A 17,330-nucleotide genomic window follows, 5' to 3' on the forward strand; every position below is an offset into this window, starting at 1 on the left:
ACCAAATACACTGCAGCCATAGGTGGTTTCCGAAGCCATCGGTGAGAGGGTCCGGACGCCGGGAGTACGAACGCGGGCGATGAACGCCGCGAACAGAAAGGCGGGTGCGCTCTCTAGTGCGCCTCGTCGTACGCGTCGACGATCTCCTTGGGGAGCCGACCACGAAGTGGCACTTCGTATCCCGCCTCGCGAGCCCATTCCCGAATGGTCTTGGTATCCGCGCCGCCCTTGCCGTTGGTGGACGGACTGGCGGCGGGAGCGGTGACGCGTGGTGCGGTGGACTGTCGCCGACCGCCGGTCCGGGTGGACACCTCGAGCAGCTTCGACACCGGGACGCGACCGTTCTCGATTTTATCGAGATTGACCTCAGATACGTCGAGTTGATAGTCGACGCCCGACCACGACCAGGAAATGGTGTGTGCCTCGTCGATATCGAGTTCACGGCCGTCGATGTCGTCGATGATCGACACAATCTGTTTCTTTGCCACGAGCAGAGGATAACCTACGAGTCCCCCATGCCGGGGACGCCGCGCCCCCGATTCAGTCCGCAACGGCAAAATGCGCAATAACCTTGGTGGGCGTCAAGCGCACCACCAACTCCCCCGGAACCGCGTTGCGACGTCCGTATTGTCCGGCCAACTCGGCACCCATGTATCGTTCGGCGATACGCGTTGCGGTATCCAGTAACTCGTCGGGATCGTCACCCACGGTCGCCACGCCCTGCACCTGAACAAACGAAAAGGGCGGCCGCTCATCGTCGACGAGCAGCGTTATCCGCGGATCACGTTGCAGTGCACGACCTTTCGCGGTCGCCGAACCGGTGTTGAAAACGAGTTGACCGTCGTCGACGATAAACCAGATCGGTGCGACAAGTGCGCGTCCGTCGCGCGCCACAAAACCCACCTTGCCTGTCCGCGTACCGGCGGTGAGAAAGTCGATCACGTCATCGGTCAATTCAGAATTCGACATGGCAACCATCATGCCTGCCGTAGCAACCGGTCGTGGGTCGCGATGAACATTTCGACGCTGACGTCGAGGACGGTATCGAGACCGACATCGGTGGTCGTGCCGATATCGACGGGATCGGCGGCGATGGAGGTGAAGTACCAGTCGACCAGGAGTTGGGTGACGGCACCGACGAGGCCGATCGCGGCCAGACGCTGCGGAACGCTCACCGCCCTCTCCCCCATCGCCAGCGCGAGAACGAGATTCGCCCACTCGTGAATCGCGCGCAGACGAGTGGATTCGACCTCCGGGTCGACGCCGACCACCTCCACCAGCATGACGCGAGCCCGTCGCGGGTCGCCGGCGATCGCGTCCATGAAGGCCCCGAGTGCCGCTCTCGCGGCGGCCGGAACCTCGGCAGGCGCAACGCCATCGGGCCCGGTGAGGTAGACATCGGCGGCCGCAACGGTCGCCGACCGCGCGATCTCGACGCAGTGGTCGTACACCGCGATGAGTAACGCGGAGCGGTCGGCGAAGGACTCGTAGAAGTACCGCTGGGTGAGGCCGGCCCGCTCGCAGAGACGTTTCACCGACACATGCGGATACCCGACCTCCCCGAACAGATCGAGCCCGGCCTCGATGAGAGTGGCGCGCCGACGTTCCCGCCGCTCGTCGGCGTCGGCACCGCCGTATCGCCGTCCCTCGGTGGTTGTTCGTGCACCGGGCATGTCGTCTCCTCACGAAAGCAGCCGTCGACGAACCGTGGACAGGCGAGCATGTGACACGCTACCATGTCACATACTTATCTGACACGAGGCTGTGTCAGATCGCGGAAGGATGGAATGCCGATGGATCTGCTGCCGGACCCCATGCAGGAGCCCACGCTGCTCGCGGTGCCCTTCTTCCTCGCATTGTTGATCCTCGAGTGGATCGCCGCGTGGAAACTCGAGGACCACGACGACGACGGCCGCAAGCCGTCCGGCGCGTACGAACGCCGGGACGCCACCGCCAGCATCACGATGGGATTGGTGTCCATCGCCACCAGCGCCGCCTGGAAACTGGCCGGTCTGCTGGTGTACACGGCCATCTTCGCCTACCTCGCGCCGTGGCAGTTGCCGATGACCGCCTGGTACACCTGGGTCATGGGGTTCATCGGCGTCGATGTCCTCTACTACTGGAACCACCGGATCTCCCACCGGGTACGTCTGGTGTGGGCGACCCACCAGGCGCATCACTCCAGCGAGTACTTCAACTTCGCGACGGCTCTTCGTCAGAAGTGGAATATCAGTGCGGCACTGGTGATGTGGCTGCCACTCCCCTTCCTCGGGATTCCGCCGGCCGTCGTCTTCGCGTGCTACGGAATCAACCTCGTCTACCAGTTCTGGATTCACACCGAGCACATCGATCGGATGTGGCGACCGATCGAGTTCGTCCTCAACACGCCGTCGCATCATCGAGTCCATCACGGCAGCGATCCGGAGTACCTCGACAAGAACTACGCCGGCGTTTTCATCCTGTGGGACCGGATGTTCCGTTCCTTCGCCGCCGAAACCCACCGGCCGCACTACGGTCTCACCACACCGGTGGGCACGTACAACATCTGGACGCTGCAGACCCACGAGTACGCCGCCATCGCCCGCGACGTGCGCCGCGCGGACCACTGGCGGGCCCGACTGGGGTACGTCTTCGGTCCGCCCGGCTGGGCTCCGGCGGTGTCACGTGACGTTGGCCGTCCCAGCGGGCAGGTGTCGGTGGGGACAACGGATTCCGAACTCTCAGTGGAACCACACACGATATAGTTCGCCATGCTAAAGTCAGCCTGAGCTTGTGGGGGGAGGCCGACCGTTCGTCACGTCCCGGCGAACGAGCGGCGCCACGGTCGGTGTGTCCACCACCGATGTCTCGCCCCTCGAACTCGCACCACCGATTCCGGTGGATGCCGTCGGCGTGGACCGATCCACGTCCACATCTGAAAAGAGGGGTCCTGCATGATGATTGACGGAGCAATCGCCAAGCGCACGCTGTGCACGATCGCCGCGGTGGCGGCCCTCGGGCTGGTCGGCACCGCCTGCTCGTCCGACGACGATTCCACCGCCGCGTCGTCGGAAACGATGAGCACGATGGCCTCAGAAGACATGGCGGGGATGACGGGCATGTCCGGCGAATCGACGACCGCAATGGCGACACCCACCAACATCACCACCTCCACTCCGTTGACCACGGCCGCCGGTGCGAACATCACCATCGACAACGAGGCCATCGCCGCGTCCTACGGCGAGCGCGGTGGACCGCAGGGCTACCTCGGCAAGCCCCTCGGACCGGTGGTGACGCTGCCGACCGGCGGTTCGTTCATCACTCTGCAGAACGGGTCGTTGTACCAGAACCCGCAGAGCGGCAAGGTCTTCGCGGTGCACGGAATGATCGGTGACGCCTGGGGTGAGCGCAACCACGAGAACGGTGAACTCGGGTATCCGACCAGTGACGAGACCCGTACCGACGGGGGTCTGCGTCAGACCTACGATCACGGCACCATCACCTTCATCAACGGACGCGTGACGGTGACTCCGAGCTGATCCCGCCGGATCGACGGGCACGCCACAGTGGTCAGTCCTCGTTGAGCCGCGCGATCAGCTCGGCGAGAAGGGATTCGGCGCGCTCCGGCTCGATGACCTCCAGCAACGCCATCACCGGCGCGAGCTGATCGGGCAGTGCCGCCGACCCTGCTCCCCCACCGCCCAGGCCGAGCGCCGCCAGAACATCCTGGGCCGCAACCGAATCGAGTGCACCACTGCGCCCCAGTTGCGGTATCGCCGTCACGATCTCCGACAGGTCCACGGGTGGCGCACCCCGCACGGCGTCGGCGCCGGTGACCAAGGCGGCACACAGTTCGTCGACCACATCGGCCGTGACGGGGGTGATGGTGAGATGAGTGGTGTGCGGATGGTCGGAGCCGAGACCGGGTTGCGGCTGCAGCACCCACCCCAGGCCACGGACCTGATCGGCCCACAGATGCGGATCCACCCGATCAGCTTGCGGCACCGCGGTATCCGACCGAACCGCCAAGAGCGGACCGACCGGGTCACCGACGACGGACAGGCCCCGGATCCCCGCGATGCAGGCTCGTACGGTCTCCGTGGCGCGGCGCGTACGAGCGGTGAGCCCGGAAAAACCCACGCCCGTGCCCGATTCCGGACGTAGGTAGGCGATGATGGCCCACGCCGCGGCCAGCGAGGTCACCGACCGGCTGCCGAGCATCGTCGGATTCACCACCGGATAGCCGGGCCACCGTACGGTGGCGAAACCCGCGGCGCGTTTGGCGTCCCGGTCGGCGAACAGCAGCACCGAGGCGCCCTTCGGGGCGAACCCGTACTTGTGGGCGTCCATCGAGATGCTGGTGACGCCGGGCACCCGAAAGTCCCAGGGCGGAAGTATCTCCGAGGAATCCGCCGACGTCTCCCAGAACGGCAGCACCCAGCCGCCGATGCAGGAGTCGACGTGGCAGACGATCCCGGCCGCGGCCGCCGCGGGAGCGACCTCGGCTACCGGGTCGAGGGTGCCGTACGGGTAATTGGGCGCCGACACCACGACGATCGCGGTGCGCGAGGAGAACCGCCCGACGAGATCGGCGGCGCGGACCGCTCCCTGCGCGTCGACGGGGACCAGATCGAGGTCGAGATCGAAGTAGTGTGCCGCCTTGTGGAAGGCGGCGTGCACCGAGACCGGCGCCAGCAGGACCGGACGTTCGTCGGCCGCGGGGTGGACCGACCGCCACCGATCGCGGGCCGATTTGACTGCCAGCACACAGCTTTCGGTACCACCGCTGGTCACCAGGCCCACCGCCTGATCCCCGTGCATCAGCGACGCCGCGAACCCGATGACGTCGTGTTCCATCCGGGCGACCGACGGGAAGGTCGTCGGATCGAGACCGTTGACGCCCGACACCGCGGCGGCGGCCCGCCGGGCGAGGTCGTCGAGTTCGGCCACACCGGAGTCGTACACATAGGACAGGACGTGGCCGCCGTGTGTGGGCGCGTCGTCGGCGCGCAGCGAATCGAGTCGGCGCAGAATGTCGTCGATCCGACCTCCGGTACCCGGTGAGGTCATGGAGCCCCCTCGGTGCTCGATGGCGGCAACGTACCGTCGATATCGCTGCGCCGCAACGGGTAACGGATGACGAACCACAGGCTGATCAGGGCGAGCACGGCCGGCACCACACTGAAACCCGCCACCATGGCCGACACCGCCGACCCGGGTTGGGTGACCGACGAATCCGCATCCGAGGAGATGTACCCGCCCACCGTCAGGATGACGGTGAAGAGCACCGCACCCAACGCCATCCCGGTGGTCTCCCCCGCCGTCCACACCCCGCCGACGACACCGGCACTCGAACGCCCCGACGAGCTCTCGTCATGGCTGATCACATCCGGCAACATCGCCATCGGCAGCGCCTGCATCCCCGCATACGCCGCCCCGGCGACCCCGATCACCGGATACACCCACCAGCCCGGCGCGATCCACAGGCCGGCCAACGCGAGCGCGGCCAACGCGAAAACGACCGTGGCCGAGGCGAATCCGACCTCCTTGCCGACGTGGCGCGCGAATCCGCCCCAGAGCGGTGCGAACACCACTGCCGGGGCGATCAGAGCCGCGAACAGTCCGGAGATGGCGGCCTCGGAGTCGAGTACCCAGGTCGCGATGTACTGCGCCCCGGCGAGCATCAGACCGGTGGCCAGACCTTGAAGCATGAACGCGGCCAACAGGGTTCGAAGTGGCTCACTGCGACGTAGCACCGCCCAGCCGGTTCGGTATCCCTCGCTGAGGGAGAAGCCGTCGTCCGGTGACGCCGGAGGCCGCGCCGCGTCGGCGGCACGCGCCGCGATCAACATCGCGACGCCGATGAGCACTCCGGCGACGACGGCCATCAGCAGGTAGCCGACGGTGGGGGAGCCACCGACCTCGCGCAGCGCGGGCCCACCCGCACCGAACGCGAGGATCGCCACCGACAGCACCACCACCCGCACCGTGAGCAGTCGGGTTCGCTCGTCGTAGCGGTCGGTCAGTTCGGCCGGCAGCGCGATGTAGGGAACCTGGAAGAGGCTGAAACTCGTTGCGGCCAAGAGGAAGGCGAGTGCAACCCAGAGCGCGTCGACGCCGGTCGGCAGGCCGGCGGGAGCGGCGAATGTCAGGGTGAAGAAGACCGGTAACAGCAGCGCGCCGATTGTCATCACGCCCCGACGCGAACCACTGCGCGCGACGCGATGATCGGCGAACGCGCCGATCCCCGGATCGATGGCGACATCCCAGATCTTGGCCACCGCCACGATGATCCCGGCGACCGCGGCACCGACGCCGAGGGTGTCGGTGAGGTAGTAGATCAGGACGAGGCCGGGCAGCGTGGCGAAGCCACCGGTACCGAGCGACCCGACGCCGTACCGTGCCACGGTGGCACGCGACAACCGTGTCACGTCGGCGACTCGCCTCAGCTCGTCATCGTGATCTTGGAGACCTGCACCTGATAGCCGTTGGAGCCGCTCGACGGCAGCGACGTGATCCACACCAGCAGGTAGCGGGCCTGCTGCGGATTGGTGATCGTCAGGGTGGTGCTCGATTGGTCGACGGTGCCCTGACCGACGCGGGTCGTCTCGGCGAGCGTGGCGTCGGCGCTGGTGGCGGTGCGCAACTCCACGTCGAAGCCCGGCGTCGTGGTGGCGATGGTGACCGTCTTGACCGCCTGCGGGGAGCCGAGATCGAGCATCAGCCCGAGACCGTCCTTGAGACTGCCGAAGTCGGCGGTGGCGTAATTGGCATCCGAACGCCACCCACCGGATGCCCCGGTGATGACGTTCGGTGCCTGTCCCGGATTGTCACCGGACTGCGAGGAGAAGTCGACGAGCGTGGCCGACCTCGGCGTGATGGCACCGGTGGCCGGAGCCGCTCCCGGTGCCGCGGGCGCAGATTGCGACGGCGTGGTGGACAGGAACTCGTTGATGTCGGTCTGCGAGTCATCGGATCCGAAGACGCCGGTGATCCACACGACCAGGGCGACGATCACGAAGACGACCAGCAGCGCCGCGCCGACGAGGAGGGGCAGGTTGCGGCTGCGCCGGTCGGGTTGATCGGACCCGATACGTCCGGGCGGTGCCATGGTGACGGGCGGATCGTCGGAGTCGGTGACCGCGGGCAACATGTCGGTCTTCAGATCGACGACGGTCGCCTGATCGAGCACATGCTGCACCGTGGCCGCGGTGCGGATACCGCGGGTACCCGACAGCGCCCGCGCGGCCACCGCCGAGATCTCGAACGGGATGTCCGGATCGACCTCACGCGGTTCGATGGGACCACTGCCGTCCGCCGACGGGGAGGCGACGGCCAGACCGGCGACCGGTGCCGTCGAATCCTTGGTGGTGATCGGCCGGGAACCGGTCTCGGCGTCCAACGGCCAGCGCGCCAGCAGCAGGGCGTAGAGGACGGCACCGAGTCCGCGCACGTCGGAGGCCTGATCGTCGCCGGCGAGGGTGCCCGGGAAGGCCAGCACGGCGTTGCCGTCGGCACTGATGCGGATGCGATCGGGATGATCGATCGACAACGCCCCACCGGAGCGGTGAGCGGCCTCGGCGGCCGCCGCGAGGGCACGGACCGCGCGGGCCGCGCCGATCGGCGACGGATGGGTACCGGCGACCTCGGCGAGGGAGGAACCCTGCACCCATTCGGCGACGACGATGCCGCCCGACGACCCGCGGACCACGTCGAGTACCCGCGCCACACCCGCCGACGAGATCTGCCCCAGGCGTAGCGTGCGCGTCAGCACCGCCTGCGGTCCGGTGTCGGCGGCCTTCGTCGGCGACCCCTTCTCGGGAGGGGGTGCGAGTTGCTCGGCGTCGACGAAGGTGAGACCGACCTCGCGGTCGAGGTTGATGTCCTGCGCCTTCCAGAACTGCAGACCACGCGTGCCACCGTGGGATTCGAGCAGACGGTAGCGTCCGCCGGCGACCGCGGCACCCGGCACGAGACGAGGTCCCCGGCGACGCGGCGCACGGATCGGGTCGGCCTGATCCGGATTCGGGGTGGGCACGGCGTTCGGCGTCGGCGCTGCCTTCGGCGTGGCCGCCGCGGAATGCGGCGCAGCCGGAGCCGGAGTATCACCGTCGGTGCTCGGGCGCTGGGTGGTCGGGCGCTGGGGGGTCGGATGCTCAGGGCCGGTATCGACTCCGCTCTCGTTCACGCGGCGGACTCCTCTTCTCCGATAGCGCATGTCCGGTGGTCGTTGCGGTGGTGACCACGGGGTGACGCCGGTGTTGCCGGCAGCGCCACCGGTGTGCACCGAATACGACTGCCACGTGGCGGATCCGCGGTCGAAACGCCTCACGACCTGTACCTGACCAGAGTACGGGAGGGGTTCGTCACCGGTGATCCGCGGAAACTGAACCGTGATGGTTGCCGCGGATTCGGGTTCGGGCGCGCCCTTCGGGGCCAGCGCCGGGACGAAGCGGCCGGCCATCCGTTGCACCGCCGTCAGAATGGCGACGACGTCGGGCACCCCGGCCGCCGCCAGCCCGGCGTAGATCACACCGAGCACGATCACCGCGGTGAAGAACAGGTAGGCAATCGAGCCGATCTTGCCGTGCTGGGTGGCCAGGTGGAGTCCGGACAGCTCGGAGATCAGCCAGATGACGAATGCCATGGCGATCGAGATGATCAGCGTCACCGTCGTCGTCCAGGCGGAGCCGAGGGTGGGCCGCAACGGCTCCTTGCCGATCGCGCGCTGGTCGGCGGCGAGACGATTCTGCAGCAGGTAGTGCCCGACGATCGCGCCGACGAGGTAGCCGAGTCCGTTGGACAGCGCCAGCCAGCGCACCACCAGGTCGGGGTCGCTGAACAGCACCGGACCCAGATACGACGAGGCGACCTTCACCGCTGTGATACCCAGCACCATCACCGTCGGGGTCCAGGCGTCCTCGCGGGCGTAGAACACGCGCAGTTGCACCAGCGTCATCGCATACGGGATGAGGGTGAAGGCACCCCACGCCAGGGTCGAGCCCAGCTGGGAGGCGACCGCGGCGTCGAACTTCCCGAAGTTGAAGACGGCGATGCCGATCGCCGGCCCGAAGAACGTCATGTAGGCGACCACCGGCACCAACGCCACCATCGTCAGACGGGTGGCCAGCGAGAGATCGTCGACGACGGACTGGGTGTCCTCGGCGGCGGCGTTGCGCGACAGTCGCGGCATGATCGCCGTCAGGATCGTCACACCCAGCACCCCGTAGGGCAGCTGCAGCAACTGCCAGTGCGTGGCGTACACCGAGATGCCGGACGCGTCGGCGTGTGCGGCGATCCGGTAGGTGACGACGAGACCGACCTGCAGCACCGCCACGTACCCGACGATCGCGACGGCCATGTTGCCGAACCGTCGCAGGCGGGCGTCCAGGCCCCACTTCCAGGCCAGGCGCACACCGGCGCGACGCAGCCACGGCACCAGGATCGTCACCTGCATGACGACGCCCAGCGTGGTGCCGATGCCGAGGACCAGCAGCTGCGGGTCGGTCATCCGCACCGGATTTAGTGAGATCTCGCCGGGCATCAGCGCGTAGATCACCAGGGTGGTGATCTGCACGATGTTGTTGAGCACCGGTGCCCAGGCCCCGGGCTTGAAGAAGCCCTTCATGTTCAGGATGGCGATGAACAGCGCGGACAGTCCGTAGAACAGGATCTCCGGGAGCAGCAGGTACGCCAACGCGGTGGTCAGCGGCCGGTTGACGTCGCCGTCGCCGACGTTGAGCAGGGTCAGCAGCGGCGCGGCGATCAGCGCGATGACGGTCGCGACACCGAGCGTGACCACGGTCAGGGTGAAGATGCGGTTGATGAAGCCGCGCCCGCCGTCGTCGTCCTCGGCCTCCGCGCGCACCAGCACCGGGATGACGATCGCGGTGAGCACGGCACCGAGCACGACCTCGGCGATCATGTTGGGCAGCACGTAGGCGGCCTGGAATGCCGACGCGATCGCCGGGCCCAGCATCGCCAGCACCAGCACGGTACGGACGAAACCGGTGATGCGGCTGGTCAGAGTGGCCAGCGCGATGGAGCCGCTGGTCCGCATGATGCTCGAATCGGAGTCTCGCGCCAACTGATGCGACTCGTTGCCGCCGTCGCCGTCGCCGTCGGTGGCCGGCGCGTCGGCCGTCACCGTGCCACCGGCAGGAGCCGGCCGGGCGGCGCGTTCGTGTCGGCCGTGGGTGGGCTCCGATGGCGTCGATGCTGCCGCGGCGCCCACCGTGGTACCCCGATGCCCGGAGATCGGCGGGGCGTCGGCAAGAGGTCCGGCGAGGGGAGTGGGACCGGCCGGCGAACGATCGGGCGGGACCCGATCGGGCGGGACACGGCCGGGTGGGACACGTGAGGGGGGAACACGCCCCGGCGGAACGCGACCGGAGGGGTTCGGCGGGATGCGACGGGGTGCGGCGCGACGCGGAACGTCGTCCGGTCCTCGATCGCTCATACCCCTGCCTTCGTCATCTGAGTGCCGGTCGTGCTTGTGCTGGTCACTGGTGCGTGGTGCTGTCCTGCTGATCATCGGCCGGCGGGTGCTGCGCCGGCTCGGCCTCGCGGTGGTCGTCCTCGCTCTGCAGGGTACGTCGTCGTTGCTGGTAGGTCGTCGCCGCCAGCAGTCGCTCGATCTCGTCGGGCTCGGGGCGGTCGGCGTCGGCGGGGTCGGGCTTGCCCCGGAACCGATGCCAGAGACGCCGAGCGGTCAGCAGGATCAGTGCCGCGCCGGCGATGATCGTGATGATGAACAACGCCTTGCCGTAGGCATTGGCGTGCACCGACAGCGTGATCGGAGATCCCAGGGAGACGCCGGTGACCGTCGACAGGGCGATGGTCACGGTGACCGCCTCCGACGAGTTGGCCCGGGTGGGCAGCTGGATCTGCCGGGTACCCCGGGCGGGGATCTCGATGGTGCCGAGGTCGCCGATGTCGAGGTCGGAGGGGGCCGTGGTGGTGATGTTCACCCGGATCGGCAGCGCGAGGTCGTTGCGGACCACCAGCAGCAGGGGGCTGCGTTCGGAGGCCAGGGTGTAGCGGCCGCCGGGATCGAGGATCGCCACGGCCGACTGCATCCGCCCCAATGTCTCGTCGACGGCGGCGACCGACTCCGATCGGGTCTGTACGAGCCGATCACGGGTGGTCGAACCCCGCTCGCCGGGAGTGGTCATCGCGCGCAACTGATCCTCGCGCAGCGGTGCCAGGTAGGTTTCCGGGCTGGTCTGGACGTCGGCGGAGTTGAGCAGGGAACCCTGCAATCGCCACGTCAGGTCGGCCTGATCGCCGATCGCGGTGGCCGTCGCCGCCGGTACCGGCACCGACACCGAGGCCACCGTGACGCCGTTGGGCGGGGTCAGTCGCGCCGACGTGGCCGCCGCGTTGATCGTGGCCACGACGTCGGTCAGCGGTGTGGCCGTGGCGGTCCTGGCCCCGAGCAGGACGGTCGCGGTCGACAGCAGCGCGTCGGCGTCCTCGCTGGTCGGCGACCAGTACAGGGACGGGACGATGAGCTGGGATCGGCCGGTGGTGGGCAGGTCGGACTCCGCGGTCCGGGACGGGAGGGCGTCCTCGGCGTCGTCGTCGGGTGCGGTGATCGCGGCGAATGCGAGGGCTCCGACTCCGGCCTGACGCCGACTCAGCGGGGATTCGTCGGCGAGGTCGACGACCTGATCGGCCGGTGTGATGGCAGGTGTGCGTGGTCGGCTGCCCAGGCCGGCCAGCGCCGCGGTCACCGGCTCGTCGTAGGTCTGCGCCGACAGATCACCGATGCGGTAGGCGCCGGTGTCGGCGGCCCGTTGCGGGGCCACGTTGGCCGCCGAGGTGAGTGCGGCGGTGTGGTCGGTCGACGTGAGCACACCTGCGCCGGTGGTATCGATCGCGCCGAGAGCCGGGATGGTCAACCCGCGCACGCTGGTGACATCGAGGATGGCGTCGACGATGTCGGCGGGGGAGTCGAGTGCCGCGGCGGTGAGACCGGTGTTCTTGACCGTCGCGAGTGCTCTCAGATCGACGCCCGCGAAGGGCAGTGCCACCACACACATCCGTTGGGCGATGCCGCGCAGCTCCTCGAGCCAGTCGGCCGCGGCGGCCTGCCCGGTTCCCGGGACGGTCGTCGACATGGGGTCCGACGGATTGGTCGACACGACGTAGCCCAGGGACATCGAACGCACGGTGACCAGCAGATCCGGGTCGATTCCCAGACACATGGCGCGGGTCAGATCAGAGCCCGCCGGCACCGGGGCGGGACTTGTGGGCGACGCCGCCGTCGGTGCCGGTGTGTCCGCACTCGTGTCCGAAGCCCCGGAACCGGCACCCCCCGAACCGTCGTCGGCGCTCGGCGCGGCGTCGGCGACCAGCTGTTGCAGTGGTTCGAGCAGGGAGTGGAGCCGACCGCCGTCACCGAGGGAGTGGGCGAGGTCCTCGCTGATCAGGCGGACCGGCTCGGTGTCGCCGCCGAGCACACCGGGTGCGAGTTGTGGGGGCGCGGCGAGTGGCCACAGCATGGTGAACCGGGACGGTGCGGACGTGTTCGCCGAGATCGAGCCGTCCGAACCGAGGCCCGGGACGGTCGTTGCACCGCCGCTGGCGATGGGGTCGAGGTAGGACGACGCACGGTCGGCGTCGGGGGGCAGGGACAACACCGGCAGCAGGGTCCGCGATCCGGCGACCTGCGCCACCCCGCCGTAGTCGGGCATCCCGTTGACGTTGAGTTGCAGGGGATAGACGCCCCGTTCGGAGATGTCCAGGCCGTTGTCACCGGACAGCGGAACCGACATCGAGAACGACGCCTTCTGTCCCGGGTCGAGTTCACCGGAGCCCAGCGGTGCGAACGCGGTGGCCGCCGACACCGGCGGGTGCTCGACGGCCAGCGAGGTTCGGAGCTCATCGGCCGTGGTCACCGGATCCCCGCGCTCAAGGCGAATACCCAGGTCACGCAGGGTCCTGCTGCTGGTGTTGGTGACCTGACCGGTGATGCTCACCGTGGATCCCGAGCCGCTGGTCACCATCGACGGCGTCAGCGAATCGATGGTGATGCGGGCGAAACGGGTCGGACCGGCGTCGCCGTCGGTGTCTGCCGATGTGGTGCTTGTGGACGTGGTGTCGGTGGAGGTGGCCGATGTCTGCGGTGCGGCGGCGGCCGGTGCGGCACACACCATCGTCAGCGTGGCGACGGCGGCGACCACGAAGAGTCGCACCCACGCAGGGATGGCAATGACGTTCCGACGGCGACGATGAGTGGGGTGCGGGTCAGCCATCACCGGCGGCCGGGCGGCGGGGACGCCTGCGACGCCGACGCGAGCGGGCCGGGGGTGGCGGCTCATTTCGGCGCTGATTGCGGGCGGCTGCGGCTCTCTCATATGCGTTGGGTTCTGTCCGACTGCTCTGCGCCTCGGACTCGGCCAACCGGTCGGGATCCCCAGTCAGGTCGGCGATGACACCGCGGGCCATCCGGGCCAGTCGACGCTCGTCAGAGTACGTCAGGCGGCGCGGAAGCTCGTGCAATGGCACCCACGCGACCTCGCTGACCTCGTAATCCTCGTCGGACAACTCCCCGCCGACGCTGCGCAGCAGATAGTGATGCACCGTCTTGTGGATGCGTCGGCCCTCGCTGACGAACCAGTAGTCGATCTTGCCCAGCGGGGCGACCACGGTGCCCTGGATACCGGTCTCCTCGGCGACCTCGCGAACGGCTGTCTGTTCGGCGGTCTCACCGGTTTCGATGTGGCCCTTGGGCAGTGACCACATCATCCGGCCACGACGGTCGACGCGGCCGATCAGTGCGGCCGCCAACTCCTCGACGGGAAGGTCGAGGTCGGAGAGCACCAGGCCGCCGGCGGAGGTCTCGCGGACCGTGCGCAGGCGCTCGCCCTTTTCGGGTCGTTTGCTGCCGCGTCGACGATTGCGGGTGGTCGGGGTGACCGCGGTCGGTGCCGAGGTGTCCTGACTCAGGCCGGTCTTGGTGATCTTGGCCGTCATCACCGCCGCCATGTCCGACGGCTTCGGCCCGGACACCCGGGCAGCGCTCATCGCGGCGGCGTCCCCGGGGGCCGGGTTCCGATTGTCGCCGGGCTTTGTCCGATTGTCGCCGGGCTTTGTCCGCATGTCGCCGGGCTTTGTCCGCATGTCGCCGGGCTTTGTCCGCATGTCGCCGGGCTTTGTCCGCATGTCACCGGGTGTCACCCGCCGGTCGCCGGGTTTCGGTGACTTGTGGGCCACGGCCCGCTCGGTGGGCGGCTCGGCGGGGTGCGGGCGGGTGGGGTGGGGGCCGGGGTGACCGTTGACGGTCGGGTTCGTGGCGGTCGGCGATCCGTTCACCGGGGTGTCGGTCGGGGTGTCACTCGCCGCGCCACCGTGTGGGCGGCGGGTCCGACCGGCCAGATCGGCCGGTGATGGCCGCCGGACCTCGGCGTCGGTGTCGGTCGTGTCGGCCGGGGCGTGCGTGTCGGCGGTGGCGCGGGGTTCGGGGGAGCGGCGACGCCGCCGGCCGCGCCGTGGGCGGCGCCGACCCTGTCCGGGGGTGCCACGGGCCGGGTGCGGATCCATCGAGGTTTCCGGGGTGGTTGCTCCGGTGCGATGGTGTCCACCGTCGATGTGGGGTCCACGACCAGCGCCGACGTCGCCGGAGGCGTCTCGGGGGTCGGTGGGCGGATCGGGGGACACGCCTTCGATGCTAGCGGCTGGTCACCTGCTGTTTGCCCACATGGTGCCGGTACCGATCGGGTGTCGACGGTGGCCGGTAGGCTGGCGTGCCGTGACGCAGCGCAGTGATGACCCGGACACCGCCGAGCGCCGGACCCGGCTCCTGGCGGCGGCGGCGGTCTCCTTGCGCGGTCTGTCGGACATCACCGAGCCACTGGGCACCTTGTTCGCCGACGCCGGCCACGAGCTGTATCTCGTCGGCGGATCCGTCCGGGATGCGGTGCTCGGCAGGCTCGGCACCGACCTGGATTTCACCACCGATGCCCGCCCCGAGCAGGTCCAGGAGCTGCTTCGCGGCTGGGCCGACGCGTTGTGGGACGCCGGGATCGAATTCGGCACCGTCAGCGCACGGCGCAACGACCTGATCCTCGAGATCACCACGTACCGCGCGGACAAGTACGACCGCGTCGGACGCAACCCGGTGGTGACCTTCGGATCGTCGATCGACGACGACCTGGTGCGGCGCGACTTCACGATCAACGCGATGGCGGTGCGGATCGGGCGTGGCGGCGCCGAGGAGTTCCACGATCCGCTGGACGGGTTGTCGGCGGCGCTGGCCGGGGTGATCGACACCCCCGCGACCCCGCAGGAGTCCTTCGACGACGATCCGCTGCGGATGCTGCGCGCGGTGCGGTTCGTCTCGCAGCTCGGATTCCGGGTGGCGCCGCGGGTCGCCGACGCGATCACCGAGATGTCCGGGCAGATCGAGCGGATCACCGCCGAACGCGTCCGTGCCGAGCTGGACAAGATGATCACCGGGGAGCATCCGATCGAGGCGATCGAGCTGATGGTGTCGACCGGTCTGGCGCAACGCATCCTGCCGGAGGTACCCGGGATGCAGTTGACGATCGACGAACACCACCAGCACAAGGACGTCTATCAGCACTCGTTGACGGTGTTGCGGCAGGCCATCGATCTCGAGGACGGCGATCCCGATCTGGTCCTGCGGTGGGCGGCACTGCTGCACGACATCGGCAAGCCGGCGACGCGTCGTCACGAACCGAACGGCGGCGTCAGCTTCCATCACCACGAGGTGGTCGGCGCCAAGATGGTCCGCAAGCGGATGCGCGCGCTGAAGTATCCGAAGGCCGTGGTGGAGGACGTCGCGAATCTGGTGTTCCTGCACCTGCGGTTCCACGGCTATGGCGACGGCACCTGGACGGATTCGGCGGTGCGCCGCTACGTCACCGACGCCGGGCCGCTGCTGGAACGGTTGCACAAGCTGGTCCGGGCCGACTGCACGACGCGCAACAAGCGCCGGGCCAGGCGGCTGCAGTCCAACTACGACGACCTCGAGGCGCGGATCGAGCAGCTGCGTGCGGCCGAGGATCTCGCCCGGGTGCGCCCGGACCTCGACGGCAACGCGATCATGGAGATCCTCGACGTGCCGCCGGGACCGCTGGTCGGCAAGGCGTGGCGGTATCTCAAGGAACTGCGTCTGGATCGGGGTCCGCTCACCCACGAGGAGGCGGAGGAGGCGCTGCGGGCGTGGTGGGCGGAGAACGGGCAGTCCTGAGTGGCGCCCGGCCTCCGATGGCTGTCTGTCAGTACCCCATCGTGCGCAGCGCGTCGGCGAGGCGGTCGAGGTCCTCGCGACGCAGGTCGAGGTGCGGGCTGATCCGCAGCACCGACTGATCACCGGCGAGCGGCGCACGCCACGAGTCGGCGGCGGTCACCAGAATTCCGAGGTCGTCGAACAAGCGGTCGCGTGCCGCGCGCAGGTCCGCGGGCTGCCAGCCCGGCGGCGGCGCGAGCGTGACCAGCGCCGACGGTTCGTCGACGGGTTCGAGGATCTCCCAGCTGCCGATGCCGTCGAGTCGCTCCCGGGTGGCGCGGCCGATCGCGGCGAGTTCCCGGTAGACGCGTTGCTGACCGACCTGGGCGAGTTCGGCGACGGCGACGCCGAGCCCGAGCCGGCCCGCCAGGAATGCCTCGGAGCTCTCGATGTCGACGGTGCGCAGCGAGTCGCGGCGCACGGCCAGGAATCCGACGCCGCGTGGTCCGGTGAGCCATTTGCGGCTGGTGCCGTAGACGATGTCGGCGCCGGTGACCGTCGGGACGTGCCCGACCGACTGGGCCATGTCGACGACGACGGGAACGTGTGCGGCGTGGGCGATCTCGACGATGCGAGCCACCGGCTGCACCACCCCCGACATCGACCCGATGTGACAGACGTGGATGAAGTCGGGCTGCTCGAACTGCAGCATGTTCTCCAGGGCGTCGAGGTCGACGTGGCCGTAGACATCGCCGTCGGGCAGCGGGCGCACCGCATATCCGCGGCGTTCGAATTCCACCAGGTTGGGTCCGAACTCATTCTTGGTGACCCACACCGTCGACGACACCGGCAGACTCCAGCCGTTGAGCAGCGCCCGCAGCGCCGCCCGAGCGCTCTCCCGGAAGATGATCTCGTCGGCGGTATGACCGACGAGTGCTGCGAGATCTCTTGTGTCACGGGCGAACTCATCGGCACGGTCGTCGGCGGCCACGTAGGAACCGCGTTCGGCCTCGCGCCACAGATGCGCCGAGATGGTCCCGACGACGGCGTTGGAGGAGCGCCCCGCCGAGGCCGAATCCAGGTGGGTGAGTGCCGGGGTGAGACGTGCCCGGTGGAACGTTTCACCGAGAACGCTGACATACATAGCCCAAGA

Annotated in this window: 12 protein-coding genes; 3 read left to right on the plus strand and 9 right to left on the minus strand. The window is 68.7% G+C overall.

Annotated features, from left to right (window positions below; all coding sequences use genetic code 11):
• Window positions 1-113: 113 nt before the first annotated feature.
• The 3 genes from ABLE92_RS14300 to ABLE92_RS14310 are packed head-to-tail and all read right to left on the minus strand — an operon-like array spanning window position 114 to window position 1,673.
• On the minus strand, window positions 114-488 hold the full coding sequence (locus ABLE92_RS14300) for a histone-like nucleoid-structuring protein Lsr2 (RefSeq protein ID WP_348805445.1): 375 nt from the start codon (window positions 486-488) through the stop codon (window positions 114-116).
• Window positions 489-540: 52 nt separating this feature from the next.
• Window positions 541-969, minus strand: coding sequence for a PPOX class F420-dependent oxidoreductase (locus ABLE92_RS14305; RefSeq protein WP_348805514.1), 429 nt, complete (start codon window positions 967-969; stop codon window positions 541-543).
• An 8-nt stretch (window positions 970-977) separates the two neighbouring features.
• Window positions 978-1,673, minus strand: a complete 696-nt coding sequence (locus ABLE92_RS14310; protein ID WP_348805446.1) for a TetR/AcrR family transcriptional regulator — start codon at window positions 1,671-1,673, stop codon at window positions 978-980.
• Between the two features lie 120 nt (window positions 1,674-1,793).
• Here ABLE92_RS14310 and ABLE92_RS14315 point away from each other — a divergent pair, with 120 nt between their 5' ends.
• Together ABLE92_RS14315 and ABLE92_RS14320 are read left to right on the plus strand one after the other, a co-directional pair.
• Entirely contained in the window at window positions 1,794-2,744 is a 951-nt protein-coding gene (locus ABLE92_RS14315) for a sterol desaturase family protein (RefSeq protein WP_348805447.1), read from the plus strand.
• Window positions 2,745-2,933: 189 nt separating this feature from the next.
• Complete coding sequence (locus ABLE92_RS14320; RefSeq protein WP_348805448.1) at window positions 2,934-3,518, plus strand: LGFP repeat-containing protein; 585 nt, start codon at window positions 2,934-2,936, stop codon at window positions 3,516-3,518.
• Between the two features lie 31 nt (window positions 3,519-3,549).
• Here ABLE92_RS14320 and ABLE92_RS14325 read toward each other — a convergent pair whose 3' ends face one another.
• The 5 genes from ABLE92_RS14325 to ABLE92_RS14345 all read right to left on the minus strand — a co-directional run bounded on the left by ABLE92_RS14325 (window position 3,550) and on the right by ABLE92_RS14345 (window position 14,643).
• Window positions 3,550-5,049, minus strand: coding sequence for a pyridoxal phosphate-dependent decarboxylase family protein (locus ABLE92_RS14325; protein ID WP_348805449.1), 1,500 nt, complete (start codon window positions 5,047-5,049; stop codon window positions 3,550-3,552).
• Window positions 5,046-6,410 (minus strand): MFS transporter, encoded by a 1,365-nt coding sequence (locus ABLE92_RS14330; RefSeq protein WP_348805450.1) that lies wholly within the window; start codon window positions 6,408-6,410, stop codon window positions 5,046-5,048. Before ABLE92_RS14330 ends, ABLE92_RS14325 begins: the two co-directional genes overlap by 4 nt.
• A gap of 14 nt (window positions 6,411-6,424) precedes the next feature.
• Window positions 6,425-10,438, minus strand: coding sequence for a murein biosynthesis integral membrane protein MurJ (locus ABLE92_RS14335; RefSeq protein ID WP_348805451.1), 4,014 nt, complete (start codon window positions 10,436-10,438; stop codon window positions 6,425-6,427).
• A 43-nt stretch (window positions 10,439-10,481) separates the two neighbouring features.
• Window positions 10,482-13,139 carry a DUF6049 family protein gene (locus ABLE92_RS14340; RefSeq protein WP_496560807.1) on the minus strand — a complete coding sequence of 886 codons (2,658 nt, stop codon included), beginning with the start codon at window positions 13,137-13,139 and terminating at the stop codon, window positions 10,482-10,484.
• 91 nt (window positions 13,140-13,230) lie between these two features.
• Window positions 13,231-14,643 carry an NUDIX hydrolase gene (locus ABLE92_RS14345; protein WP_348805453.1) on the minus strand — a complete coding sequence of 471 codons (1,413 nt, stop codon included), beginning with the start codon at window positions 14,641-14,643 and terminating at the stop codon, window positions 13,231-13,233.
• 91 nt (window positions 14,644-14,734) lie between these two features.
• Between ABLE92_RS14345 and ABLE92_RS14350 the strand changes: the two genes are divergently transcribed.
• The gene (locus ABLE92_RS14350; RefSeq protein WP_348805454.1) at window positions 14,735-16,198 is read left to right on the plus strand and encodes a CCA tRNA nucleotidyltransferase; all 1,464 of its coding nucleotides are present in this window, start codon (window positions 14,735-14,737) and stop codon (window positions 16,196-16,198) included.
• Window positions 16,199-16,226: 28 nt separating this feature from the next.
• On the opposite strand, the gene ABLE92_RS14355 is transcribed toward ABLE92_RS14350, so the two are convergent.
• A complete protein-coding gene (locus ABLE92_RS14355) occupies window positions 16,227-17,321 on the minus strand; it encodes an aminotransferase class V-fold PLP-dependent enzyme (protein WP_348805455.1) in 1,095 nt (364 codons plus the stop codon).
• Window positions 17,322-17,330 lie beyond the last annotated feature (9 nt).

This window comes from Gordonia oleivorans, assembly GCF_040044975.1.
Taxonomy (GTDB): Bacteria; Actinomycetota; Actinomycetes; order Mycobacteriales; family Mycobacteriaceae; genus Gordonia; species Gordonia oleivorans.